Here is a 23,710-nt window from a genome sequence, read left to right as displayed (position 1 = left end):
GAGGGACTCAGAGCTCCAGCGTGTTGCGCTTCTCCTCTCCCCGCTCGTACTTGGCCGACTGCAGGGTGCGCCAGGCGAGCTGGGAGAGGGCCTCGTCGGTGGGGTGGGACTCGGACCCGGCCTCGGAGATCGCGCGCCGGGCCTTCTCGACCGCTGCGTCCAGCGCCGCGTTTATCTCGTAGGCTCGCGCGGCCTGGTACCTTATCCGGAGCTCTTGTTTGGGAGAGCCGTCCACGGCGAAGGCGAGCTGGTACTCCTCGGTCCGGCTCTCGAGGTCACCCACCCGTTTTGCGGTGCAGATCAGGGTAGCCATACGCAGATACTAGCATCTGCGGGCGATCTTCGGGCTAAACTAGTTCCCGAAGAGAGGATGCGGGAGGTGTTCGCGGTGGATCTCGAGGCCCTCTACGGGGGATCGTTCGTGAACTGGGAGGCCGTGGGGGAGTCCTGGCAGAAGCGCACCCTGCCCTCGCGGATGTTGCTGATCCGGGCGAGGGCGTACCTGGAACGTTCCGGCCGTCCCGAGCTGCCGGAGCGGGTGGAGATCATCTCCCGGGCCTCGCTCCCGGAGGAGATAAGGCGGGCCTTCGCCTCCCCGCCGGAGCCCGAGGATGAGGATACCTCCTCCGCGTGGGGAGATTTCATCGACGCCGCGCTCGTCGCGGAGCTCGAGGTCGTCTCCTACGGAGAGCGACCGCCGATCCTGCAGGAGCTCCGGGCCGGGCTCGAGAAGGCCGCGGAGGAGGCCGGCGAGCGCACGCCGCTCGGGAGGTGGTTTCTGGCCCGCCGCGACGCTCTGCCAGGCAGAGACCTCCCCGACGATACCGGCTACCTACCTGTGTAGGGTGCTCCGCTTCCCCTGAGGAAGTCTATCGCGGCCGCAGCGTGTTCCATACGCGGCCCGGCAAGGGTTGCGGGGAGGATGCCGCGCACCCCGGAGAGGTTCGAAGAGAACATTGCGACGGGCATGACGCAGGGAACCGTCTAGAGGGTGGGATTAACCGGGGCCATGGTGGTTGGGATATGCGAAGATACTGTTGAGAGGGGTGTTGTCGAGTCGGAGAAGGGTGATCGTGGAGGCGATACCGAGCGCCAGCTACAGTCTTACCATAAGGGTCGAATATCCGCACCGGGCGGGAGCGCTGGGCCAGATCATGACCGCCATAGGCGGGGCGGGGGGGATAGTCGGGGCGGTGGACATCGTCAGGATGGGGCAGAAGCGCTCCATCCGGGACATAACGGTCAACGCCCGCGACTCCGAGCACGGGCGCAGGATCATCCAGGCCATAGAAGGGCTGCCCGAGGTCGAGGTGGTGAACGTCTCGGACAGGACCTTCCTCATCCACCTCGGCGGCAAGATAGAGGTCACGCCCAAACGCCAGCTCGCCACCCGCGACGACCTCTCGATGGCGTACACGCCGGGGGTGGCGAGGGTCTGCCGGGCGATAGCCGAGGATCCCGAACGCGCCTTCAACCTGACGATAAAGCGCAACACGGTAGCGGTGGTGACCGACGGTACGGCCGTTCTGGGGCTCGGGGACATAGGACCCGAGGCGGCGCTTCCGGTGATGGAGGGGAAGGCGATGCTCTTCAAGACCTTCGCAGACGTGGACGCCTTCCCGATCTGCCTGGATACCAGAGACCCGGACGAGATCGTCTCCGTCGTCAGGAGCATCGCCCCCACCTTCGGCGGGATAAACCTGGAGGACATCTCCGCGCCGCGGTGCTTCGAGATCGAGGAGCGTCTCAAGCGGGAGCTCGAGATCCCGGTCTTCCACGACGACCAGCACGGCACGGCGGTGGTGATGCTCGCCGCGCTCATAAACGCGCTGAAGATCGTGGGCAAGAGGATCGAGGATCTCAAGATCGTCATAACCGGCGTGGGAGCGGCCGGGGTCGCGTGCGCGAAGATCCTGCTCTCCGCCGGCGCGCGCAACATAATCGGCTGCGACCGGGACGGCATCGTCTACCGCGGCAGGGAGGCGGCGGACACCTCGGGGGGATGGTTCGCGGAGAACACCAACCTCGAGGGTCTCAGGGGCACGCTCGCGGACGCCATAGAGGGGGCCGACGTCTTCCTCGGGCTATCGGCGCCCGGGGTGCTGAGTGTGGAGCACGTGAAGAAGATGGCTCGGGATCCGATCGTCTTCGCGATGGCCAACCCGGACCCGGAGATAAGGCCCGAGGAGGCCGCCGGGCACGCCAGGATCGTCGCCACCGGCAGGAGCGATTACCCGAACCAGATCAACAACGTTCTCTGCTTCCCGGGAATCTTCCGGGGGGCGCTCGACGTGCGGGCGCGCGGCATCGACGAGGAGATGAAGCTGGCCGCGGCCCGGGCGATAGCCGGGGTGATCTCAGAGGATCAGCTCTCGGAGGACTACATAATCCCCTCCGTCTTCGACGAGCGGGTGGCGCCGGCGGTGGCCGGGGCGGTGGCCGAGGCGGCCCAGAGGAGCGGACTGGCGCGCAAGGTCGAGGACAGGAACGAGATGGGGATCACTTCTTCGGGCTTCTGAGCTCCGCTGGCGGGCTTAAAATCTCGGTGTGGCGAGGTTCTGCCAGATATTCGTCTGCGCCAACGAGGGAGAGGGCCGGTGCGGGTCGAAGGGGGGCGGCGAGATCCTGGGCCTCCTCAGAGAAGAGGCGAAGCGCCGGGGGCTCTCGCCTTCGGTGGTGCTCCCCAACGTCTGCACCCGGCGGCACCACGAGGGGCCTGTGGTCTTCGTCTTCCCGGACGACGTGTGGTACACCCGCGTCCGTCCGGAGGACGTGCCGGAGATAGCCGAGAGGCATCTCTCAGACGGATGAGGATGAAAAGCCCAGCCTCCCCAGCACGGGATCGAAGGTCCAGTCGGAGAGGGTGAGCAGGCGGCCCTCCCTGCTCCGCATGTAGTACAGGAGTATGCTGCGGTAGAGCGCCTGTGCCGCGGGTCCTCTCAGACGGACCCCCAGCGCCTCCGCCACGGCGTTGCCGGGCCCCAGCCCAACCACATAGCCGCGGTCGAAGAAGCGGAACGGGGGTTGTTTGATCCTCCTCTGCCTGCGGCCCAGATTCCGGGCTGCGTACGGACCCTGCTGGACGGCAACGGAGGCCGTGGGGGGAAGGGGTTCGTGGTTTAGGGTTTCGCAGAGCGCCGAGTCACCGAGAACATAGACCTCCGGGTGATCAGGGAGGGTGAGGTTGCCGCTCACCCGCACCCGCCCCATGCCGTCGTGCTCGCCGGGGAGTGACCTGACGAGCGGGCTGGCCTCGACTCCGGCCGTCCAGATCTTCACCGGGGCAGGGATCTTCTCGCCGCCGGCCCTCACCCCCTCCGGGTCGGCTTCGTCGACGAAGTGCCCGAGCCTGACCTCCACGCCCATGCGCTGCAGCTCCTCCACCGCGACCGAATGGAAGTAAGGGGAGAGCCACCCGAGGAGCCTGCGCTCGCCCTCGATGAGGTGTACCACTGGCGATGGGTATGGCTTTCTGCCGGGCAGCTTCTGCAGGTGGGAGAACAGGATCGCCACCTCGGCGGCGAGCTCGACGCCGGTGGCCCCGCCACCGACGATGGCCACGGAAGGGGGTGCACTACCACCCCGGCGGGCGGCTTCCCACCTCCGGGCCAGCTCGTCGCGGAGCCAGAGCGCGTCCTCAAGCGACCAGAACGTCCTGACGTGCCCCTCCAGATGTCCTGGAGGGGCGGCGGGGACGCTGCCCGGAGTCAGGACCAGCGTCTCGTAGCCGATGATCCTCCCATCCGAGGTGTGGATCGTGCGCCTTTCGAGGTCCACCCCTTCCACCTCCGCCTGCAGGAAGCCGCAGCGCCCCCGGCAGAGCGGCTCCAGGGGGGAGATCAGGCTCTCGGGATGCACCCTGCCAGAAGCCACCTCGTGGACGAGCGGGATGAAGGAGTAGCGGTCCGCCCTGTCGATGAGCAGGGTGGCGCCCGGACGACGCAGCGCGGCGGGGAGGTTGCATACCAGCGAGGCCCCCGCGAAACCTGCCCCCACGATCACGAGCCGCGCTCTGTGGTCCAAGATCGCCTCCGAGTCTCTTCGCCTCCTCGTGGAGGGAATGAGTATAGAGCCTCCGGGTTGGAATTGGAGAAAGCGGCTTTACAAAACCGCATATGATACGTAAACTCTATTACACTGGGGAGCCGGGATGGAGTGATCCGGTATGAGGGAGGTTTACGGGGAGCAGGTGGGCCGAGCCCGCTGCGGCGGGCCTGAAAGAAAGGGGCCATCCATGCAGAAGGAGGTGGAGGGCACCCCGGGGTTCATAGTGAGGCACACCAGCCGCCGCCTCGGGAGTCTCGACCGGCGGGAGGCGTGTGAGCTTCTGATCTCCGGGAGGATATCCTTCTCCGAGTTCGTGGATCAGGCTGGTGATGGTTTCCGGGAGCTGCTGGAGTTTATGATCGACTACGATTTGCATCCCGGGCGTCCCGAGGAGGTGCTCTTCTGTATAGACTGCTATGCGAAGCCCTACGAAAGGGCGGTTCTGCGCGGACAGTTGCGGGAACTCTACAGTGAGGGGCTGAAGGCCGGCTGAGGGCCGGACTTCGGGACGCATAGAGGTTAGAATCCCCTACTGGCGGCGGAGGCACGCCGCCGGGTTGTGCAGGCTCTCAAGGAAAGGCGCTCTCTGGTATGAGCGAGGAAGTGCAGAAGCGGCTGATAACCATACTCTCTTCGGCTCTCTCCTCGATTTTGGCCAGCCGGCTCTCCGAGCGGCTCATAGACCTGCCCGAGGAGCGGGGTGTCAAAGACGACGTGAAGGAGGCCCTGCTCAGGGCTGGGTTTACGGTTGCCGCCACCCTTGCTGCCTCGGTCGTCGTGCGCAGCGTCGTTGGAAAGAGGTGGAGCTCTTAGGCCGAGCTCCGGCACCCGGCCGGAAGCGGGGGATTGGATGGGCGTGATCGTCGCCGCAGTCGTCCTTATATTCTGCCTGCTCGGTTTCTCGGCGCTCGTCCTCGGGCGCACCGCCTTCGAGGTCGAGAACCCGAGAGGTGAGGATTACGTGGAGCTCGAGGGATCCATCATCCGCTACCACGTGCGGGGTGAGGGTCCTCCGGTCCTTCTGGTGCACGGCTGGCTCTCTTCCTCGCGGGTGTGGGAGGATCTTGTTGAGGTCCTGGAGGACGGGTTCACCATCTACACCCTGGACCTCAAGGGCTTCGGGGCCTCGGACAAGCCCCTGGATGGCAGGTACGGGATACGCTACGGCGGTCGTCTGCTCTACGCGTTCTGCGCACACTTCGGGTTGGGTAGGGTCTCTGTGGTCGGACACGACCTCGGGGGAGCGATGGCGGTGAAACTGGCCGCAGACCACCCGGAGATGGTCGAGCGTCTCGTGCTCGTCTCGACGCCCGCGGACGGGAGACAGATTGATCTGCCCACCCCACTCTGGCTCGCCACCCTGCCCGTGGTCGGGCCCCTGTTCTACTTCCTGGGGCAGCACGCCGGATGGGTGCGGAGGATGTGGCTTCGGCCTTTCGTCTCCGACCGCAAGAGCCTGAGGCAGGAGCTCGTCGAGGATGCCGGGCGTTCGACCCCGACCGCCGTCCGCCGCACACTGAGCATGGCCAGGCGAGAACTCTCGCGCGGCAGGATCCCGCGCCAGGCGCGGTCCATCAGGGGCGAGGTGCTCGTGGTGACCGGTGAGGAGGACTACATAGTCGACCCTGAGGCGGTCGACGACTGGTCCAAGAGCATGCCGCAGGCCAGCATCAGCGTCTTGGAGGGGTGCGGGCACCTGCCCATGGTCGAGTACCCCGAAGAGTTCTGCTCGCTGGTGCGCGCTTTCCTGAGCGGGGAGCGGACAGACGGGGGGGCGCAACGGACGGAGTGGGCTGGACGTCAGGACACCGGCGGACCACCTCGGCCCGATCTGGACGAGACGATGGACCTCGGAGGGGGGCAGGAACATCGGGGAGGGCTACCGGACGAGATCTTCGAGTGGCCCCCGGAGTTCGAGCGGGGAGAGCGTGGAGGCTTGGATGAGCCTCCGGATGATCAGGAGAGGGGCTTCCGCAGGTAGATCCAGTACCTAACGCCCAGAAAGCGCGAGGTCACCAGAGAGCGTTCCCTGGAGCGTTCTCTGTAACCTGCGCTCTCGTAGAGGCTGATCGCAGGGCGGTTCGTGCAGCTCACGTGCAGACCCACCGATCTCTTGCCGGCCTCGCGGCCGATCCTCTCGGCCCCGTCGAGCAGCCTGCGCGCGAGGCCGCGCCTGCGACAGTCCTCGCCGACCACCAGGCGCTCGACGTACGCCTCCGAGGGGTCCACGCTGTAGCGGGGGTAGGAGAGGAGGAACATCGACCAGCTCGCCCGCCAGAAGCCCAGGGAGTCGCGGAGCGTCTCCCAGAGGCCCTGCGCCAGCTCTTCTTCCCGGGAACGCCCCGTGCGGACGCCGACGCTCGCGACCACCCCGGCGGCGTCTTCGACCACGAGCGTGCTTACCCCGCCGAGCTCGTGCTCCAGCTCGATCCACCGGCGCATGATCTCCCCGGCCTCGGTCATCCGGCGGCCGAAGATGGGCTCGAACTGGTCCCGGAATCCCTCGATTACGAGCGTAGCCACCGCGTCGAGATCCTCCGGGGTCGCGAGGCGCACGGTGTGGTGTCCGGTGTGCATCCTCTCAGGATACTACCAGAGAGAGCGCGCTGGAGGTATCCTGCCCTCAGCCGATGAGCCTGCGGCGCATGATGCGTACCGGCAGCGCCGCCAGCAGGGCGGTGAAGACGACGATCCAGAGCAGGTCGCCGAAGGTGCCGGAGGACGGGCCCTGCGCCAGGGCCCGGCAGACGTTCACCGCGTGGTAGAGGGGGGTGAACCAGGCTATCTGGGGCACCGGTGCGGGGAAGTTGTCCACGGGGAAGAAGATGCCGCTGAAGAGAAAGAGCGGTGTGATCACGAGCGTGAAGTAGTAGGCGTAGTAGTCTATGCGCTCTATCAGGCTGGTGAAGAGCATGCCCATCACGCTGAACGTGATCCCGACGAGGAACAGGAACGGCGGGATCAAAAGCCCCCACCACGAGGTGATCAGGGGATTTCCGGAGAGGAAGATCTCGCCTATCGCCACGAGCACCGCGAGGAAGCCCGTTCCGTAGAGCGCGGACCGTGTGCCGGCCCACAGGTACTCTCCGGCGACGACGTCCTCGGCGTTGACCGGGGTTGCTACTATGGCGTCGAATATCCGGTCGATCTTCAGCTTCACGAAGGTGTTGTAGGTGCTCTCGAAGGAGGCCGCGAACATGGCGTTGGAGGCGAGCAGCCCCGGCGCGATGTACTGCACGTAGCTCTCGCCGCCTATCCCGCCCTGCCTTATGTAAGCTCCAAGCCCGAGCCCCATGGCGGCCAGGTAGAGCATCGGCTCGACGAAGTTCGGGAAGGTGAGGGTCTTCCAGTACTTGCCGAAGATGGTCATCTCCCGTTGCCAGACGCGGTAGGAGCCGCGCGGCGAGGGCCACCTCACGCCCCTCATCAGTCGGTGAGCCTCCTTCCGGTGAGCCTGAGGAAGACGTCTTCGAGATCCGCCCTGCGGTAGGTGGTGTTCTCGGCCTCGAGCCCCGAGGCGCGCACCTTCTCGAGGACGGGTTCGGCATCCTGCGTGTAGACGAGCAGGGTGTCCCGGGTGCTGCCGTACTCCACGGCGTCGGCGTCCTCCTCGAGCAGTCTGGAGAGAGCTTCGAGCGTGCCCGCATCGGCGTTGAACTCCAGGACCTGCGGGCTCACGTGCCGCTCGATGAGCTCCTCGGGCGTGCCCTCGGAGATTATCCTCCCGCCCCACATGATGACCAGCCGGTCGCATAGGCGGGCGGCCTCCTCCATGTAGTGGGTGGTGAGGATTAGCGTTTTACCGCGGGCGGCCAGCTCGCGCAGGCGCTCCCAGACGAGATGCCTGGCCTGCGGGTCGAGGCCGGTGGTCGGCTCGTCCAGGATGAGCAGGTCCGGGTCGTTGACGAGCGCCCGGGCGATCACCAGCCGGCGTTTCATCCCGCCGGAGAGGTGCTCGACCTCAGAATCGGCTTTGTCCTTGAGCTCCATGAACTCGAGGAGCTCGTCCACCCGCCGCTCGATGACCTTCTTCGGGAGATCGAAGTAACGACCGTAGATGATGAGGTTCTCCCGCACCTTCAGGTCGTCGTCGAGATTGTTCTCCTGCGGGACGACCCCGATGCGTCGCTTCACCTCCCGCTCGTCGCGGCGTACGTCCAGTCCCACGACCTCGAGGGTGCCGCCGGTCGGAACCGCCGAGCAGTAGATCATGCGCATCGTGGAGGTCTTGCCGGCACCGTTCGGGCCCAGAAACCCGAAGCATTCCCCCCGGCGAACCTCGAAGTCGATCCCGCGTACGGCCTCGAACTCGTCGTAGCTCTTGCGCAGGTTGCGGGCCAAAACCGTGGCCCGTGTATCTTCGCGGGTCTCTGCTCTGGGGATCGACTCCAACCTCTCGGGATCCTTTCCGTTCGTCGGTTCTCGCCCGGAGAAGAATACTACCCCATGACCGGCATCGAGCCATCCCCGGCTTCCGGCCGGGAACGCCCGCTGGTAGAATGTAGAGCCTGAATCCCACGGGTTGTGAGCACGCGAAGAGAGGAAGGGTGGTCGGGCCATGTGCGGGCGATCTCATAGAACTGCTGGTCGGCTGGTCCTGGCCGCCCTCGCCGCGATCGTGCTCCTCGTGGCCGCGGGTTGCGGGCAGGACCATAGTGCGCAGCGCTCCCACACCGCGTCGCACGCGAATACCCGGCACCAGGTTGCGACCCCGGGCCATCGGGTGGAGCACGGGCAGGCCACCCGCCACCGGGCCGCGCATCGGGTGGCGAATAAGGAGCACCCGGCCGCGAGGCATGGGAAGGTACACGAGAAGAAGCAGGCCCGCAAGGGTGGGAAGAAACCCTCCGCGGCGGTGATAAAGAGTCCCCCAAGCGACCCCACGCTCTACCTTACCATCCCCAGGCTCGGTATCTACGGGGATACGGTTGCCAACACCGACTCCGAGGCGGTCATGAACCAGGAGGCGATAAAGCTGCCCGCGACCGGCTTCCCCTGGCAGAAGGGGGCCAACACCTACATAGCCGGGCACCGCATCGGGTACGCCGGCACCCAGAGCTACTACCAGTTCTACAGGCTGCCAGCTATGAAGCCGGGGGACAGGGTCATACTGAGAGACGCCGATGGCAACACCTACGACTACGTCGTCACCCGGGTGTTCGCCGTCACCCCGCAGGACGTGTCGGTTACCGAGCCGATCCCGGGGCAGACCACGGTCACGCTGCAGACCTGCATCACGTCGCTCAACGACTGGTGGACCATAGGCCCGGCGATGTACTCCTCCTCGCCGAGCCTGGACCGCCTCATAGTACAGGCGAAGCAGGTGGCGATCCATCCGGCCGGGAAGAAAGGGTGATCTCGCCTTGCGAATAGTTCAGATGTCGGACATCCACGTCGGGACGAGCCTGTTCCGGCCCGATCTGCTCGAGGCGGCCATAGAGGAGACGAACGCGCTCCGGCCGGATCTCGTAGCGATAGCCGGGGACCTCACCACCGACGGCTACCGGTGGGAGTTTGAGGAGGCGAAAGGCTACCTCGACCGCATAGAGTGCGAGAACGTCTGCGTGATAATGGGCAACCACGACGCCCGCAGCGTCGGATACCGGCACTTCGAGGACATCTTCGGGATGCGGGAGTGGTCGAGGGTCGTTGAGGTGCCGGAGGGGGAGGCGAAGGTCGTCGGGCTCGACTCGACCAAGCCTGACCTCGACGAGGGGGAGGTCGGCCGGGAGCACTACGCCTGGCTGGACTCCGAGTTCCGCGGCTGGGAGAGGGGGCCGAAGATCCTCGTCGTCCACCACCACATCCTCGCCGTCCCCGGCACCGGGCGTGACGTCAACAACCTGCGCGACGCGGGGGACGTGATGGCGATCCTGCGCGAGCTCAGGGTGGACATGGTGCTCGCCGGACACCGGCACGTGCCGTGGGTCTGGAGCATCTCGGGGGTGAGGATAGTGCACTCCGGCACCGTCTCGTGCATGCGGGTGCGCGGGACCAGCCCACCGACCTACAACGTCATAGACCTCGACGAGGAGAGCGTGAGGGTGACCCTGCGAGAGCCCGGAGGAAAGGAGGAGCCGCTAGCGAGCTTCGCCCGCCAGGCCCCCTCGACGAGCCGATTCTACCCGGATATCGAGCGCTACGTTCGCTACGACAAGCTGCCGTTTCAGCCCTGAGAGGAGGCCAGGAGCCTGAGGCCCTCCGGCTGCCCGGTCTTCTCGAAAGCCCTTCGCAGGAGCTCTCGCCCCTCCTCGCGCTCCTCCTCGGAGCGGGCCTTCTCTTCAATGGTGCGGATGGTCTCCTCGATGGAGTCTTCGTCGAAGACGATCCCCGGTATGTCGATGATGACCTCCCGGAGCTGACGGTAGATGAAGTCCGGCTCGCCGGCGTAGGCCCAGCAGTTTCGCGCCAGCACCCACGCCCAGCCCTTCATCCGGATCGTCTGTTCCACGTCCTCGTCTTCGAGGTCGTAGAGCTCTATCCGCATGCGGTTCTCGGTGAGGACCTCGGGTTTTATCCGCGCTTTTGCCGGCATGTCCCTACTTTATCAGACCCTGCTCCTTGAGAAACTGACGGGCCACCTGGTCGGGATCCTTGTGGTCCAGGTCGACTTCGCCGTTGAGGCGGCGCATGGTCTTCGCGCTCAGGTGCGAGGAGACCTCGTCCAGGACCTTCTTTATCTCCGGGTGCTTCTTGAGCACGCTCGTACGCACGACCGGAGCCGGCTGGTACCAGGGCCAGATGTGCTTGGTGTCCTCGAGGACCACGAGCTTCGGCGAGCGCAGCTGACCGTCGGTGGTGAAGCCTATCCCGACGTCCCCCTCGCCGCGCAGGACACCCTGGTAGCGGAGCCCGATGCTGTTGACCACGACCGTCTTCTTGAAGTCCATGTTCGGGTAGTTGCGCTTTATGTTCGGGAAGCCGTCCTGGCGGTGCTGGAACTCGGAGAACGAGTAGAAGACCAGGTGGGGGGAGGCTTTAGCGAGGTCGGAGAGCGTCTTGAGGTGGTACTTCTCGGCCACCGGTTTCCTGACGAAGATGCCGTAGGTGTTGTTGTAGGGGGCGGGCTGGAGCATCGTGTCGGAGGGGTTGCGCGCGGCGTAGAGCTTCTTCGCCTCCTGGTAGGTCGCCTGCGGGGTCTTCGGCGTCTTGCTCTTGTGGAAGACCGCTTCGAGGGAGGTCCCGGTGTACTCCGGGTAGAGGTCTATCTGACCCCTCTGCAGCGCCCGGTCGCAGATGGCGACCGAACCGAGGTTCATCTTCTTCTGCACCCGGAAGCCGTGGGCCTTGAGGGCGTCGGCGTACATGTTGCCGAGGATGATCTCCTCGGTGAAGTTCTTCGAGCCGACGGTGATCACCGGTCCGTTACCAGATGAGCCCTCGTTCGCCTGGGGCCCGCCCCCGCTGCTCGAGCCCACGTTCCCGCAACCGGCGAGGATCAGGACCGCAAGCAGTGCCGTGGCCAGTAGGAACCACTTCCTCCCGCCCGCCATCGCGCTACGTAGCATCATGCTCTTCTCCTTAGTCTCTGGCCTGACGTTTGCCCGCCACCTTCAGGCCCTCGGGGGTGAAGACCCTCTCGAGCACTCCGAAGATGACCTCCGTTACTATCGCGAGCGCCGCAACCGTGAGGGCCCCGGCGAGCAGCACCGGGGTGCTGCTCAGCTGAAAGCCCTCGACGATGATGTCACCGAGCCCCCCGCCCCCGATGAAAGTCGCCAGGGTCGCGCTCGCGACGATCTGCACCGCCGAAGTGCGTACTCCGGCGAAGATGACCGGGGCGGCTATCGGGAGCTGGATGTGGGTCAGGATCTGCAGGTTCGAGAGCCCCATGCCCCTCGCAGCGTCCACCACCTCCCGGCTGACCTCCCGCAGACCCGTGGTGGCGTTGATCAGAATTGGGGGTATGCCGAGTGCCGCGAGCGCCAGAAGCGAGGGTGCAAACCCGAATCCCAGAAACGGCATCGCGAGGGCGAGCAGCGCCAGCGAGGGTACCGCCCGCCCGATGTTGCCGATGTTTATGACGACGAGGGAGGCGAGGGGGGAGCGGTTCACCAGGAGCGCCAGAGGCACCGAGATCGCGACGGCCACGAGAAGCGCCGCCGCCGAGAGCTCTACGTGTCGTTCGACGGCCCCGGGGAATTCCGGACGCCCGAAAACCCGCAGCAGCCCCTCCATCATCCCCTCCTTCCCGCGGCGCGGGCCCAGGGCCTGAAGCGGCGCTCGACCCAGAGCAACAGAAGGTCGGCCGCCACCGCGAGCGCGGTTGCGAGAATGGCGCCGGTGATCACCATCGTCGGGAAGCTGCGGTCTATTCCGTCGAAGATGAGCGCCCCGAGCCCCCCGCCCGCGACGTACGCCCCGATGGTTGCTATCCCGATCACGGTGACGGTGGCTATGCGGATGCCGGCGACGATCACGGGCAGCGCGAGCGGCAGCTCCACTTTGAGCAGGATCTGACCCTCGGTCAGCCCCATCCCCCTCGCCGCGTCTATAGTCTCCGGGGGAACCGAATCTATCCCGGTGACCACGTTGCGTATGAGCACCAGCAGCGAGTAGGCCACGAGCGCTATGATCACGGCCTTTGGCCCGACCCCCACCCCCGGCACCACGACGAGGATGGCGAAGAGCGCGAGGCTCGGGATCGTGTAGAGCACCCCCGTCACGAGCGTCACCGGGGCGTAGGCCTTGCGGTAACGGGCCACGAGCACGCCGGTCGGGAGTGAGATCGCGAGCGCTATCGCCACCGAGACGAAGGAGAGGTAGACGTGCCCGACGAGGGCCGGGATTATGTCCGAGGTGAGATGGGAGCGCACCCAGGACCAGTCGAAGAGCGGCCCCTCGAGCCCCTGCAGCAGGATCGTCATGTCCGACCCCGCCGGTTTCCGAGCGTCTCCTCTATCGCTCGCAGCGTGAGCAGCTTCCTCTCACCGGCACGCTCCACCACGGCGGCCTCCACCCCCGCGCCGACGAGCTGCGAAAGGGCGTCCCGTACGGTTGGGTCGCCTTTTATGCGGGGAAGGTCCTTCCCCGCACCCTCCGCGCTCTCGAGCTCCATCTCCGAGACGCGCGAGAGCGAGAGCCGCTTGAGTATTCTGTCCTCCCCGACGAAAGAGGCGACGAAGTCGGAGGCGGGTCGAGTCAGGATGTTCTCCGGGGTATCGTACTGGGCCAGGACGCCGCCCTGCTCCATTATGGCGATCCTGTCGCCCATCTTTATCGCCTCGTCTATGTCGTGGGTGACGAAGACTATGGTCTTCCGGATCTCCTGCTGGATCTTCAGGAACTCGTCCTGCAACCTCTCGCGCGTGATCGGGTCCACCGCCCCGAACGGCTCGTCCATGAGCATGATCGGGGGATCCGCCGCCATCGCCCGCGCCACCCCGACCCGCTGCTGCTGACCGCCGGAGAGCTCCGACGGATAGCGGTCGCGGTAGTCGCCGGGGTCGAGCCCGACCATCTCCAGGAGCTCGTCCACCCTTTTTCTTATCCGCTCCTTGCTCCAGCCGAGAAGCTGCGGCACGGTGGCGATGTTGCCGGCTATCGTGCGGTGCGGGAAGAGCCCTATCTGCTGGATCGCATACCCTATCTTGCGCCGCAGCTCCGTCCCGCTCATGGAGGTGTTCGGCTCGCCGCCGATGAGTATCTCACCGCTCGAGGGCTCGATGAGCCTGTTTATCATCCGCATGCTCGTCGTCTTTCCGCACCCGGATGGACCCACGAGCACGCATATTTCCCCGTCCGGAACCTCGAAGGAGAGCTCCTTTACCGCGGCGCTGCGCGAGCCGGGGTAGACTTTGCTCACATCTCTAAACTCGATCATCGCATCACCTGCGCGTCCACGGGGAACGGGCACCCCTGCGGGTCCTGAGACTTTTGCTCGCCACGACGACTCCTCCAGAGACCTGCTTGCGGACAGTTCCGCATAAGTATAGAGATGTTTCGGCTCCTCTGCGGGCGGCTCCTACTTGCCTCGTCCCACGCCGAGCAGCAGGTAGAGGATGAAGTAGCCTATCACCGCGGCGAGCGCGCTGGCGTAGAACGGGTTCTTCTGCACGAGGCTGCGTCCACCTTCGGAGAGTGGCAGGGCGTTCAGGAGCGCACCGGCCGGCGATTCCAGTATCGCTCCAAGGCCGTAGATGGCCCGGGTGAAGCCATTGGTAGAGGGGGACACACCGACGAAGGAGGCGCCCAGGTGTAGCAGGATCACGAGTATAACGAGCACGAGTATGGTCCTTATGAGCGCCACCGGTGCCGGATACCTTCCTCACTCTCTACGTCCCACAGCCGGGTAGTATACCGGCTGGGCTCATCCTTGCCGGAGGGGACTACCGACGCGCCATGGCGCGCCGGTACTCCTTCATGGCCGAGAGCATCTCCTCCCAGCTCCGTTCTGGGGACTCGATGCGGTTGCCGTAGAGGGAGAATTTGTGCACCAGCTCGTGGACGGCCGTCTCGTCGTCCGAGATACAGCGCACCCGCGCCACCACAAGAACCTCCCAGTCCTCCTCTTCCTTGATGTTGTTTATCGCCTCCTTGAGCGCCGGCTTGTGGTAGAGGAGCTTGCCGGGAGCCTCGAGATCCTCGTAGGAGGCCACCTGCTGGTAGCCCATCTTCTCGATGTACCCCCCCACGATGGCCAGCTGTTCCTCACGCGAGGGCAGCCGGCCTTCCGGATCCGTTCTTACATAGTATGCTGCTCGTGCCATGCGCCAGATGATATCACGGGTGCGGTCTGATATGATTCGAAATACGGAATAAGGCGTCGGGACGTGGCGCAGTCTGGTAGCGCACTCGGCTGGGGGCCGAGTGGTCGCCGGTTCGAATCCGGCCGTCCCGACTTCCGGTGTCGGTGAACGGTAACGGAAAGGTCTCAGGAGAGCTTTGGGGACGCTGGATCTTCTACTGGGGATCGTCGGGTTCATGGTCCTGATCGCGGTCTTCTTCTTCGGCGGCTTCCTGCTTCTGGACTTCCTCTGGGAGCGTCGGGGCGGCGACCTCTAGTCCTGCGGCCCTCCTTTCGTGGCGTGTGATCCCGGTTCTGCACGAACTCCGCCTGGTTCCCGGTGACCGCCTCGTTCTGCACGAGGCCCACGATCCCCGGCGTCTGGCTCTTCTCAAGGAGCGCATCCTTGCGGAGGGTGTGCAGCGAAATCCGATCGTCGTCTCTCCCTTCGGGGAGGATTATCTGGTACTCGACGGCGCGCACAGGTTCCGGGCGCTCTCCGAGCTCGGTTGCGGTCTGGTCCTGGTGCAGCTCGCGCGCCCGCCCGCCGTGGTCGAGAGCTGGGGGCATCTGGTTTTGGAGGACGCTTTGCGCGAGGTACTCGGTGAACTGGAAGGGGTGGAGCTCTCCGGCAGGAGTGATGATCCCTGGCTGTTCTCGGCGAGGTTCTCGGGAGGGGAAGAGATCTTCGTGAGGCCCGAGAAGGGTGGCGTGATGAGGGAAGTCGGCCTGCTCTGGGAGCTGCAGCGCGCCTACCGCGCCGATTCGCCGGTGCGCCGGGTCGAGCCCGAGCGGGCACCGGACCCTGCTCCCGGCGAGGCGCTCGTCCGCTACCGCAGGTTCTCGCCCGGTGAGCTGCTGGATGTGGTGGGGCAGGGGGAGGTGCTGCCGGCCGGCATCACCCGGTTCCGCATCGGCGAGCGGGTGCTCGGCGTATGCTTTCCGCTGGAGAAGATGGAGGACGGTGCAGAGGACGAGCGGAACGCCGAGCTCCGACGCTTCGTGGAAGAGAGGTGGGAGAGCGGAAAGGTTCGGCGCTACGACGAACCGGTGGTGCTTTTCGAGTAGGACCGGGCGAGTTTCAAAACCACCCGGGCATATGATACATTGCAATGGTGAGAGGCGGCCGTAGTATCCTCACGAATCAGGAGATCCTCCGCCGGTTCACCGGCAGCGTGAGGCTGTGAAGTTTTCCGTATGATCCCGTCTGTGAGAGAGGAGTTGCTGTGACGGCCACGGTCGTGCTCGGGCTCGCCTGGGGGGATGAAGGCAAAGGGCGCGTCTGCGACGCGCTCGCCGCCGACGCGGGATACGTCGGGCGGTACTCCGGAGGCAACAACGCCGGGCACACCGTACGTGTCGGCGACGAGGAGTTCAAGGTGCACCTCATCCCCTCGGGGATAGTCCGCGAGGGGGTCATCTGCACCATCGGCAACGGGGTCGTCGTCAACCCGCAGGTGCTCGAGCAGGAGGTCGAGGCGCTCGAGAAGCGTGGTGTGGAGGTACGCAGCCGCCTCAAGGTGGACGGGAGGGCGCACCTGATCCTGCCTTACCACATCCGGCTCGACTCCCACCGCGAGAAGGCGCTCGGCAAGGCCAAGATAGGGACGACCAACCGCGGCATAGGCCCTGCCTACGAAGACAAGGTCTCGCGCGTGGGCATCCGGGTGCAGGACATCTTCGACGAGGGGATCCTGAGGACCAAGCTGAAGGCCGCGCTGCGCGAGAAGAACGCCATCTTCGAGGGCATCTACGGCGAGGAGCCCTTCGAGGTCGAGGAGCTCGCCTCCTACCTGCTCTCCTTCAGGGATCTGCTCTCCCCGATGGTAGACGACACCGGCGCCAGGCTGCGCCGGGCGCTCGACCGGGGGGAGCAGGTCCTGCTCGAGGGCGCCCAGGCCACGCTGCTGGACAACGACCACGGCACCTACCCCTTCGTCACCTCCTCCAACCCCTCCATCGGAGGGGCGTGCGTCGGCGCGGGGATACCGCCGCGTTACCTCGACCGGATCGTGGGGGTCACCAAGGCGTACACCACCCGGGTCGGGGACGGGCCGTTCCCCACCGAGCTCTTCGACGAGACCGGCGACAGGATAAGGGAGGCCGGAAACGAGTACGGCACGACCACCGGAAGGCCCCGGCGGGTCGGGTGGCTGGACCTGCTCGCCATAAAGTTCTCCGCCCGGCTCAACGGCATCACGCACCTCGCGATCACGCTGCTCGACGTGCTCTCGGCCGTCGAGGAGGTGAAGATCTGCGTCGGATACGAGGTGGAGGGCAGGAGTACCGACGAGTTCCCGATGAGCCAGACCGATCTGCACCACGCCCGGCCCGTCTACAAGACGCTCCCCGGCTGGCAGGAGGACATAACCGGCTGCCGGATGCGCGGTGACCTTCCGGAGGCGGCGCAGGAGTTCGTCGGCTTCGTCGAAGCGGAGGTCGGGGTGCCGCTGTGCATGATCAGCGTCGGCCCCGAGCGTGAGCAGGCGATCGTCGAGAAGATAGGGGCCTGAAGAGGTGCGCGTCATGGTGGTCGGCAGCGGGGGACGCGAGCACGCGCTGGTCGAGGCGCTGGCCGCGAGCCGTCTCGAGCCCGAGATGTACGCCGCGCCGGGCAACCCCGGCATGGCGGGCATAGCCAAGACCGTGGACATCCCCGCCTCGGACCTCGCCGCCCTGCGGGACTTCGCCAGGGAGAACGAGATCGACCTGACCGTCGTCGGCCCGGAGGACCCGCTCATCGGCGGGATCGTGGAGTGCTTCTCCGAGGAGGATCTCGCGGTCTTCGGTCCCTCGCGGGCCGCCGCGAGGATAGAGGGGTCGAAGGTCTTCGCCAAGGAACTGATGCATCACGCCGGGGTCCCGACGGCCGAGTTCGAGGTCTTCGACCGGGAGGAATCGGCTCTCGCCTACCTGTACTCGACCGAACGTTATCCGCTGGTGGTCAAGGCGGATGGGGCTGCTGCGGGCAAGGGTGTGACGGTCGCCAGGACGCGCGAGGAGGCCGAGGAGGCCGTGAGGGCCTGCTTCGGCGGGAAGTTCGGGCCGGCGGGCCGGCGCATCGTGATCGAGGAGTGCCTGGAGGGGCGGGAGGCCTCGGTCTTCGTCATCACCGACGGCGAGGAGGTCCTCCCGTTCCTCCCCGCTCAGGACTACAAGGCCGCTTACGACGGCAACCGGGGGCCGAACACCGGCGGGATGGGGGCCTATTCGCCCATCTTCTGGATGGAACCCGCGACCTACGCGGCGATCCTGGAGGAGATCATCCGCCCCACGCTGCACCAGCTCTCCCTCATCGGCTCTCCCTACACCGGCGTGCTCTACGCCGGTGTGATGGTCACCCCCGAGGGGCCGAAGGCGCTCGAGTTCAACTGCCGCTTCGGAGATCCGGAGACGCAGGTTCTCCTGCCCCGCATGCAATCCGACCTGCTGGAGCTCATGATCGCCTGCGGGGAGCACGATCTCTCGGGACGCGAGGTGGAGTGGTCCTCGGAGAAGACCGTGTGCGTCGTCCTGGCCTCCGAGGGTTACCCGGAGGATTACGACACCGGGGTGGAGATAACCGGCCTCGAGAACCTGCCGGCGGGGGTCTACGTCTACCACGCGGGTACCGAGGAGCGTGACGGCAGGCTCTACACCGCGGGAGGGCGGGTCCTGAACGTCGTCGGGACGGGACCGAGCATCCTGGAGGCCCGCGCCCGGGCGTACGCGGCCGTCGAGCAGATCCACTTCGAGGGCATGCACTACCGCACGGACATCGCGCTGGAGGCGATAGAGCTGGAGGATCTGTGAACATCCTGCGGGAGGACGCTTGATCGAACGCTACACCCTCCCGGAGATCGGTGTGATCTGGACGGAGGAGGCGAAGTACCGCGCCTGGCTCAGGGTCGAGCTCGCCGTCTGCCGGGCGCGAGCGAAGCTCGGTGAGATCCCGCCCGGGGAGGTCGAGGAACTCTCCCGCAGGGCGAACTTCGACGTCGGGCGCATCCACGAGATAGAAAAGGAGACCAACCACGACGTCATAGCCTTCGTCTCGAACGTCGCCGAGACGGTGGACGACCCGGTGGCCCGTCACTTCCACTTCGGCCTGACGAGCTCCGACGTGGTGGATACCGCCGGGGCGCTGCAGCTCAAAGAGGCGCTCGGTCTGATCCTGGACGCGGCGAGGGAGCTCGCGCTCCTCCTTTGCCAGATGTCCCTCGAGCACCGCGAGACCGTGATGGTCGGGAGGACCCACGGCGTCCACGCCGAGCCCACCACCCTCGGGCACAAGCTCGCCGTGTGGGCCTTCGAGATGGAGCGAAACCTGAAGCGCGTCGAGCGGGCGCGGGAGGTCGCTTCCGTGGGCAAGATCAGCGGCGCCGTCGGCACCTACGCGAACGTGGATCCTGCGGTCGAGGAGCTGGCCTGCGAAGAGCTCGGGCTCTCCCACGAGCCGGCCTCGACCCAGATCGTCCAGCGCGACCGCCACGCGGAGGTGCTCTCGGCGCTCGCCGTCCTCGGCTCGACCATCGAGAAGATCGCGCTCGAGATAAGGGGAGCCCAGCGCACCGAGGTGCGCGAGCTGGCCGAGCCGTTCGGGAGGGGACAGAAGGGATCCTCGGCGATGCCCCACAAGCGCAACCCGATCCTCGCGGAGAGGCTGTGCGGGATGGCCCGCCTGCTGCGCGGTTACGCGATGGTCGGGTTCGAGAACAACGCCCTCTGGCAGGAGCGGGACATCTCCCACTCCTCGGCCGAGCGGGTGGTGCTCCCGGACGCGACGATCCTCTCCTACTACATGCTGCGCACCGCGCTGCGCATCCTGCGCGGGCTCGAGGTCGACAGGAAGAGGATGCTCGCGAACCTGAACTCCGGCGGCGGGATCGTTTTCTCCGGGCGCGTCCTGCTCGCGCTCGTCGAGAGCGGGATGGACCGCGACGACGCCTACGCCGTGGTGCAGGACGCCGCGATGCGGGCCTGGCGGGGCGAGGGGGGCTTCCGGGAGCTGCTGCAGAAGAGGGAGGAGGTCAGGGAGAGGCTCGATGGAAGGCTCGACGACCTCTTCGACCCCGCCTACGCGCTGCGCAACCTGGAGGTCGTCTACGAGCGGGTACAGAAGCTCAGAAGGAGACTCGAGGATGGGTGAGACCCTGATCTACGAGGGCAAGGCCAAGAAGGTCTACGTCACCGACGAGGAAGGGGTGCTGCTGCACCGCTACAAGGACGAGGCGACCGCCTTCGACGGCAAAAAACGCGGCTCGTGGGAGGGCAAGGGGGAGACCAACGCCGCGATGAGCGCCGCGCTCTTCGCCTACCTGGAGGAGCACGGCGTCCCCACCCACTTCATCGAGCAGACCGACGAGAGAACGATAAAGACCAGAAAGCTCGAGATGCTCCCCGTCGAGGTCATCGTGCGCAACGTCGCCGCCGGATCTCTCGCGAGGCGCCTCGGCTACGAGGAGGGGCGCAAGCTCAAGGCCCCGATCGTCGAGCTGTGCTACAAGAGCGACGAGCTCGGGGACCCGATGCTCAACTGGTATCACTTCAGGGAGCTCGGGATGACCGACGAGGAGCTCGCCTTCTGCGAGGAGCTCGGGCTCCGGGTGAACGAGATCCTCTACCCCTTCTTCGCGGAGCGGGGGGTTACCCTCGTCGACTTCAAGATAGAGGTCGGGCGCGACGCGGAGGGCAATCTGATGCTGGCCGACGAGATCAGCCCGGACACCTGCCGCTTCTGGGATGCCGAAACCGGCGAGAGGCTGGACAAGGACCGCTTCCGGCGCGACCTCGGCGGGGTGGAGGAGGCCTACGCCGAGATACTGAGGAGGGTGAGGGGCTCTTGAAGGTGCGGGTGCTGGTCCGGCCGAAGCGGGGCATCCTCGACCCGCAGGGCGAGGCGGTGAAGAGCGCGCTCCCCGCGCTCGGCTTCGAGGGGGTGGAGAGCGTGCGCGTCGGACGTCTCGTGGAGCTCGAGGTCGAGCGGGCCGACGAGGTCGAGGCGATGTGCCGCCGGCTGCTCGCCAACCCGACCATCGAGGAGTACGAGTGGGAGGTGCTCGAGGGGTGAGGATAGGCGTCGTCGTCTTCCCCGGCTCCAACTGCGACCGCGACGCCCTCTACGCGGTCGAGAGGGTGGGGGCCGAACCCGTCGCCCTCTGGCACGCCGAAAGAACCCTCAAGGGCTCAGACGCCGTGATCCTGCCCGGCGGCTTCTCCTATGGAGATTACCTGCGGCCCGGCGCGATCGCCCGCTTCGCGCCCGTCATGCAGTCCGTCGAGCGCTTCGCCCGCGAGGGAGGTCCGGTGCTCGGGGTCTGCAACGGGTTCCAGGTGCTCTGCGAGGCGCATCTGTTGCCCGGCGCGCTGCTACGCAACGCTGCTTTGCGCTTCGTCTGCCGTCGGGTGCGGGTGCGCGTCGAGCGGACGGACACCCCCTGGACCTCGGGGTGTGGGGCCGGGGAGGAGCTCGTCCTCCCCGTCGCCCACAACGACGGCTGCTACTTCGCCGATGGCGGGACACTCGATGCGCTCGAAGAAGAGGGGCGCGTCGTGTTGCGCTACCTGGAGAACCCCAACGGCTCGGTCAACGACATCGCGGGCGTCTGCAACGAGGGGCGAAACGTTGTCGGGGTGATGCCGCACCCCGAGCGGGCCTCGGACCCTCTCCTCGGCTCGGAGGACGGGCTCGGGATACTGCGCTCGGTGCTGGTGGGGGCGGCGCTTTGAGCGCGGAGAAGACCCACGCCACGCTCGGGCTCTCCGACGCCGAGTACGGGCGCATCGTCGGCCTCCTCGGTCGGGAGCCGAACTTCCTCGAGCTCTCGCTCTTCAGCGTGATGTGGAGCGAGCACTGCGGCTACAAGAACTCCCGACCGCTCCTGCGGCGGCTGCCGACCGGCGGGGAGCGGGTGCTGCAGGGGCCGGGGGAGAACGCGGGGGTCGTCGAGCTCGGCGAGGGCTGGGCGCTCGCGTTCAAGATAGAGAGCCACAACCACCCTTCCGCCGTCGAGCCCTACGAGGGGGCGGCGACGGGGGTCGGCGGGATCATCCGGGACATCCTCGCCCTCGGCGCCCGGCCGGTGGCGCTGCTCGACTCGCTGCGCTTCGGACCGCCGGGGGAGGAGCGCAGCCGCTACCTCTTCGGGGAGGTGGTGCGCGGCGTGGGTGGCTACGGGAACGCGATCGGCGTCCCGACGGTGGGGGGCGAGCTCGCCTTCTCCCCGGCTTACTCCGGCAACCCGCTCGTGAACGTGATGTGCGCCGGGCTCGTGCGCACGGACGGGATCATGAGCGCGAGGGCCTCGGGGGAGGGGAACGTGCTCGTCCTCATCGGGTCTAAGACCGGCAGGGACGGCATCCACGGGGCGACCTTCGCCTCCGACGAGCTTTCCTCGGACTCCGAGATGCGGCGCTCCAACGTGCAGGTCGGCGACCCGTTCTGCGGGAAGATGCTCATCGAGTGCTGTCTCGAGCTGGTGCGCGGGGGTTTGCTCGTCGCGTTGCAGGACATGGGGGCGGCCGGGATCACGTCGAGCGCTTCCGAGATGGCCGCCAGGGGCGGCGTCGGCGTCGAGGTGGACGTGGACGAGGTGCCGCTGCGCGAGGAGGGGATGGAGCCCCACGAGATAATGCTCTCCGAGTCGCAGGAGCGGATGCTCGCGGTCGTCGAGCCGGAGAAGGTGGAGCGGGTGATCGGGATCGCAGGGCGCTACGGGCTCGTCGCCGCCCCGATAGGACGCGTCGCGGGACACGGGGAGCTGTGCGTGATCTCCGGCGGGGAGGTTGCCGCTTCGGTACCCGCCTCCTACCTCGCCGACGCCCCGGCCTACGAGCGGGAGGTGGTGCGACCGGCGTACCTGGAGGAGGTTCGAAGGTTCGAGGTCGGGGACGTCCCACCTCCGGAGGACTACGGGGCGGTGCTTCTCCGGATGCTCTCGCATCCGAACCTCTGCTCGCGGAGGAGCGTCTACGGCCAGTACGACCACGAGGTCGGGACGGACACCGTGGTGCGGCCCGGGGCGGACGCGGCGGTGATGCGGGTGAAGGGCACCAACCTCGGGTACGCGCTCACGACCGACGGTCGGGGGCGGCACTGCTACCTGGACCCGGAGGGTGGGGCTGCCTCCACGGTCGCCGAGGCGTACCGCAACCTCTCGTGCGTCGGGGCGAGACCCGTGGCGGTGACCGACTGCCTGAACTTCGGCAACCCCGAGAAGCCCGACGCCTACTACCAGCTCGCCCGCTGCATCGAGGGGATGGCGCGGGCGTGCGAGGTCTTCGGGACGCCGGTCGTGGGTGGCAACGTCAGCCTCTACAACGAGACCTCGCGCGGTGCGATCTACCCGACCCCGGTCGTCGGGATGGTCGGGGTGATGGAGGACGTGCGGCGGCACGCAACGCCGGCTTTCAAGCGGGAGGGGGATGTCGTACTGGCGGTCGGCGCGCCGGTCGAGCCCTCGCTCGCCGGCTCGGAGTACCTCGAGGTGATCCACGGCCGGGTCGCGGGCGTTCCCCCGGAGCCCGACCTCGCGGAGGAGAGGCGCTACGCGGACCTCGTCCGCGGCCTCATAGAGCGCGGCCTCGTCGATACCGCCCACGACGTCTCGGGTGGAGGAGAGGTCTTCGCGCTCGCCGAGATGGCGCTCGCCGGGGGGATCGGGTTCGAGTACGAGGGAGACCCGGCGGAAGGAGCCCGCCCGGACGTCCTGCTGTTCGGGGAGCGTGGGGCCGGGTTTCTCGTCGCCCTGCCCGGGGAGAGGCTGGAGGAGGTCGAGCGGATCGCGGGTGATGCCGGCGCCGACTGCCGCCGGGTCGGGCGCACCGGCGGGGAGCGCTTCAGGGTCGGCGCCCTGATCGACCTCTCGCTCAAAGAGATGGAGGAGGCCTACGGGCGGGATCTCTTCGGCGATGGCGGGAGGAGCGGTTAGAATCAGCCGTGTGTAAGCCTTTGCAGTG

The 23,710-nt window shown here is 66.7% G+C and carries 28 protein-coding genes and 1 tRNA gene; 17 read left to right on the top strand and 12 right to left on the bottom strand.

Annotation, left to right across the window (positions count from 1 at the left end; all coding sequences use genetic code 11):
* Positions 1–7: 7 nt before the first annotated feature.
* On the bottom strand, positions 8–313 hold the full coding sequence (locus PJB24_RS03800; RefSeq protein WP_273842862.1) for a hypothetical protein: 306 nt from the start codon (positions 311–313) through the stop codon (positions 8–10).
* Between the two features lie 57 nt (positions 314–370).
* Here PJB24_RS03800 and PJB24_RS03795 point away from each other — a divergent pair, with 57 nt between their 5' ends.
* The 3 genes from PJB24_RS03795 (at position 371) to PJB24_RS03785 (ending at position 2,811) form a co-directional block, all read left to right on the top strand.
* Entirely contained in the window at positions 371–844 is a 474-nt protein-coding gene (locus PJB24_RS03795; RefSeq protein ID WP_273842861.1) for a hypothetical protein, read from the top strand.
* Positions 845–1,070: 226 nt separating this feature from the next.
* On the top strand, positions 1,071–2,519 hold the full coding sequence (locus tag PJB24_RS03790) for an NAD-dependent malic enzyme (RefSeq protein ID WP_420541888.1): 1,449 nt from the start codon (positions 1,071–1,073) through the stop codon (positions 2,517–2,519).
* Between the two features lie 28 nt (positions 2,520–2,547).
* Positions 2,548–2,811: a (2Fe-2S) ferredoxin domain-containing protein gene (locus PJB24_RS03785; RefSeq protein WP_273842856.1), complete on the top strand. Its 264-nt coding sequence runs from the start codon at positions 2,548–2,550 to the stop codon at positions 2,809–2,811.
* Here the strand turns inward: PJB24_RS03785 and PJB24_RS03780 are convergent.
* The gene (locus PJB24_RS03780) at positions 2,800–4,023 is read right to left on the bottom strand and encodes an NAD(P)/FAD-dependent oxidoreductase (RefSeq protein WP_273842853.1); all 1,224 of its coding nucleotides are present in this window, start codon (positions 4,021–4,023) and stop codon (positions 2,800–2,802) included. The genes PJB24_RS03785 and PJB24_RS03780 overlap by 12 nt on opposite strands.
* 142 nt (positions 4,024–4,165) lie before the next feature.
* On the opposite strand from PJB24_RS03780, the gene PJB24_RS03775 reads away from it, so the two are divergent.
* The 3 genes from PJB24_RS03775 (at position 4,166) to PJB24_RS03765 (ending at position 6,028) form a co-directional block, all read left to right on the top strand.
* A complete protein-coding gene (locus PJB24_RS03775; protein WP_273842851.1) occupies positions 4,166–4,540 on the top strand; it encodes a hypothetical protein in 375 nt (124 codons plus the stop codon).
* A gap of 98 nt (positions 4,541–4,638) precedes the next feature.
* Complete coding sequence (locus PJB24_RS03770; protein WP_273842849.1) at positions 4,639–4,860, top strand: hypothetical protein; 222 nt, start codon at positions 4,639–4,641, stop codon at positions 4,858–4,860.
* Positions 4,861–4,897: 37 nt separating this feature from the next.
* A complete protein-coding gene (locus PJB24_RS03765; RefSeq protein WP_273842848.1) occupies positions 4,898–6,028 on the top strand; it encodes an alpha/beta fold hydrolase in 1,131 nt (376 codons plus the stop codon).
* Here PJB24_RS03765 and PJB24_RS03760 read toward each other — a convergent pair.
* From PJB24_RS03760 to PJB24_RS03750, 3 genes are read right to left on the bottom strand one after another with little or no spacing between them, the layout of a single operon-like run.
* Positions 6,004–6,624, bottom strand: coding sequence for a GNAT family N-acetyltransferase (locus PJB24_RS03760; protein WP_273842846.1), 621 nt, complete (start codon positions 6,622–6,624; stop codon positions 6,004–6,006). The genes PJB24_RS03765 and PJB24_RS03760 overlap by 25 nt on opposite strands.
* A gap of 46 nt (positions 6,625–6,670) precedes the next feature.
* Positions 6,671–7,474, bottom strand: coding sequence for an ABC transporter permease (locus PJB24_RS03755; RefSeq protein ID WP_273842844.1), 804 nt, complete (start codon positions 7,472–7,474; stop codon positions 6,671–6,673).
* Entirely contained in the window at positions 7,474–8,439 is a 966-nt protein-coding gene (locus PJB24_RS03750; RefSeq protein ID WP_273842843.1) for an ABC transporter ATP-binding protein, read from the bottom strand. Before PJB24_RS03750 ends, PJB24_RS03755 begins: the two co-directional genes overlap by 1 nt.
* 166 nt (positions 8,440–8,605) lie before the next feature.
* Between PJB24_RS03750 and PJB24_RS03745 the strand changes: the two genes are divergently transcribed.
* Both PJB24_RS03745 and PJB24_RS03740 read left to right on the top strand, forming a co-directional pair.
* Complete coding sequence (locus tag PJB24_RS03745; RefSeq protein WP_273842841.1) at positions 8,606–9,403, top strand: class E sortase; 798 nt, start codon at positions 8,606–8,608, stop codon at positions 9,401–9,403.
* A 7-nt stretch (positions 9,404–9,410) separates the two neighbouring features.
* On the top strand, positions 9,411–10,223 hold the full coding sequence (locus PJB24_RS03740; RefSeq protein WP_273842839.1) for a metallophosphoesterase family protein: 813 nt from the start codon (positions 9,411–9,413) through the stop codon (positions 10,221–10,223).
* Here the strand turns inward: PJB24_RS03740 and PJB24_RS03735 are convergent.
* From PJB24_RS03735 to PJB24_RS03705, 7 genes are all read right to left on the bottom strand, one after another.
* Positions 10,214–10,582: a hypothetical protein gene (locus PJB24_RS03735; RefSeq protein ID WP_273842836.1), complete on the bottom strand. Its 369-nt coding sequence runs from the start codon at positions 10,580–10,582 to the stop codon at positions 10,214–10,216. The genes PJB24_RS03740 and PJB24_RS03735 overlap by 10 nt on opposite strands.
* Before the next feature lie 4 nt (positions 10,583–10,586).
* A complete protein-coding gene (locus tag PJB24_RS03730) occupies positions 10,587–11,558 on the bottom strand; it encodes a glycine betaine ABC transporter substrate-binding protein (RefSeq protein WP_273842834.1) in 972 nt (323 codons plus the stop codon).
* Between the two features lie 10 nt (positions 11,559–11,568).
* A complete protein-coding gene (locus tag PJB24_RS03725) occupies positions 11,569–12,225 on the bottom strand; it encodes an ABC transporter permease (protein WP_273842832.1) in 657 nt (218 codons plus the stop codon).
* A complete protein-coding gene (locus PJB24_RS03720) occupies positions 12,225–12,914 on the bottom strand; it encodes an ABC transporter permease (protein WP_273842830.1) in 690 nt (229 codons plus the stop codon). The genes PJB24_RS03725 and PJB24_RS03720 overlap by 1 nt, the downstream gene beginning before the upstream one ends.
* Entirely contained in the window at positions 12,911–13,870 is a 960-nt protein-coding gene (locus PJB24_RS03715) for an ABC transporter ATP-binding protein (RefSeq protein WP_273842827.1), read from the bottom strand. The genes PJB24_RS03720 and PJB24_RS03715 overlap by 4 nt, the downstream gene beginning before the upstream one ends.
* 141 nt (positions 13,871–14,011) lie before the next feature.
* Positions 14,012–14,296: a hypothetical protein gene (locus tag PJB24_RS03710; protein WP_273842826.1), complete on the bottom strand. Its 285-nt coding sequence runs from the start codon at positions 14,294–14,296 to the stop codon at positions 14,012–14,014.
* Positions 14,297–14,375: 79 nt separating this feature from the next.
* The gene (locus tag PJB24_RS03705; RefSeq protein ID WP_273842825.1) at positions 14,376–14,756 is read right to left on the bottom strand and encodes a recombinase family protein; all 381 of its coding nucleotides are present in this window, start codon (positions 14,754–14,756) and stop codon (positions 14,376–14,378) included.
* Positions 14,757–14,813: 57 nt separating this feature from the next.
* Here PJB24_RS03705 and PJB24_RS03700 point away from each other — a divergent pair.
* The 9 genes from PJB24_RS03700 to purL all read left to right on the top strand — a co-directional run bounded on the left by PJB24_RS03700 (position 14,814) and on the right by purL (position 23,682).
* Positions 14,814–14,887, top strand: a tRNA-Pro gene (locus tag PJB24_RS03700).
* 189 nt (positions 14,888–15,076) lie between these two features.
* Positions 15,077–15,841, top strand: a complete 765-nt coding sequence (locus PJB24_RS03695; protein WP_273842824.1) for a ParB N-terminal domain-containing protein — start codon at positions 15,077–15,079, stop codon at positions 15,839–15,841.
* A 158-nt stretch (positions 15,842–15,999) separates the two neighbouring features.
* The gene (locus tag PJB24_RS03690; RefSeq protein WP_273842823.1) at positions 16,000–17,286 is read left to right on the top strand and encodes an adenylosuccinate synthase; all 1,287 of its coding nucleotides are present in this window, start codon (positions 16,000–16,002) and stop codon (positions 17,284–17,286) included.
* Positions 17,287–17,299: 13 nt separating this feature from the next.
* Positions 17,300–18,565 carry a phosphoribosylamine--glycine ligase gene (gene purD / locus PJB24_RS03685; RefSeq protein ID WP_273842822.1) on the top strand — a complete coding sequence of 422 codons (1,266 nt, stop codon included), beginning with the start codon at positions 17,300–17,302 and terminating at the stop codon, positions 18,563–18,565.
* 19 nt (positions 18,566–18,584) lie between these two features.
* Entirely contained in the window at positions 18,585–19,901 is a 1,317-nt protein-coding gene (purB, locus tag PJB24_RS03680) for an adenylosuccinate lyase (RefSeq protein WP_273842821.1), read from the top strand.
* Positions 19,894–20,598, top strand: a complete 705-nt coding sequence (gene purC, locus PJB24_RS03675; protein WP_273842820.1) for a phosphoribosylaminoimidazolesuccinocarboxamide synthase — start codon at positions 19,894–19,896, stop codon at positions 20,596–20,598. Before purB ends, purC begins: the two co-directional genes overlap by 8 nt.
* Entirely contained in the window at positions 20,595–20,822 is a 228-nt protein-coding gene (purS, locus tag PJB24_RS03670) for a phosphoribosylformylglycinamidine synthase subunit PurS (RefSeq protein WP_420541879.1), read from the top strand. The genes purC and purS overlap by 4 nt, the downstream gene beginning before the upstream one ends.
* Positions 20,819–21,481, top strand: a complete 663-nt coding sequence (gene purQ / locus PJB24_RS03665; RefSeq protein ID WP_273842819.1) for a phosphoribosylformylglycinamidine synthase subunit PurQ — start codon at positions 20,819–20,821, stop codon at positions 21,479–21,481. The genes purS and purQ overlap by 4 nt, the downstream gene beginning before the upstream one ends.
* On the top strand, positions 21,478–23,682 hold the full coding sequence (gene purL / locus PJB24_RS03660; protein ID WP_273842817.1) for a phosphoribosylformylglycinamidine synthase subunit PurL: 2,205 nt from the start codon (positions 21,478–21,480) through the stop codon (positions 23,680–23,682). The genes purQ and purL overlap by 4 nt, the downstream gene beginning before the upstream one ends.
* Positions 23,683–23,710 lie beyond the last annotated feature (28 nt).

This window comes from Rubrobacter calidifluminis, from assembly GCF_028617075.1.
Lineage (GTDB): Bacteria > Actinomycetota > Rubrobacteria > Rubrobacterales > Rubrobacteraceae > Rubrobacter_E > Rubrobacter_E calidifluminis.
Note: the sequence above shows the minus strand (reverse complement) of the source record. Positions and strands in the feature narration are given on the sequence as shown.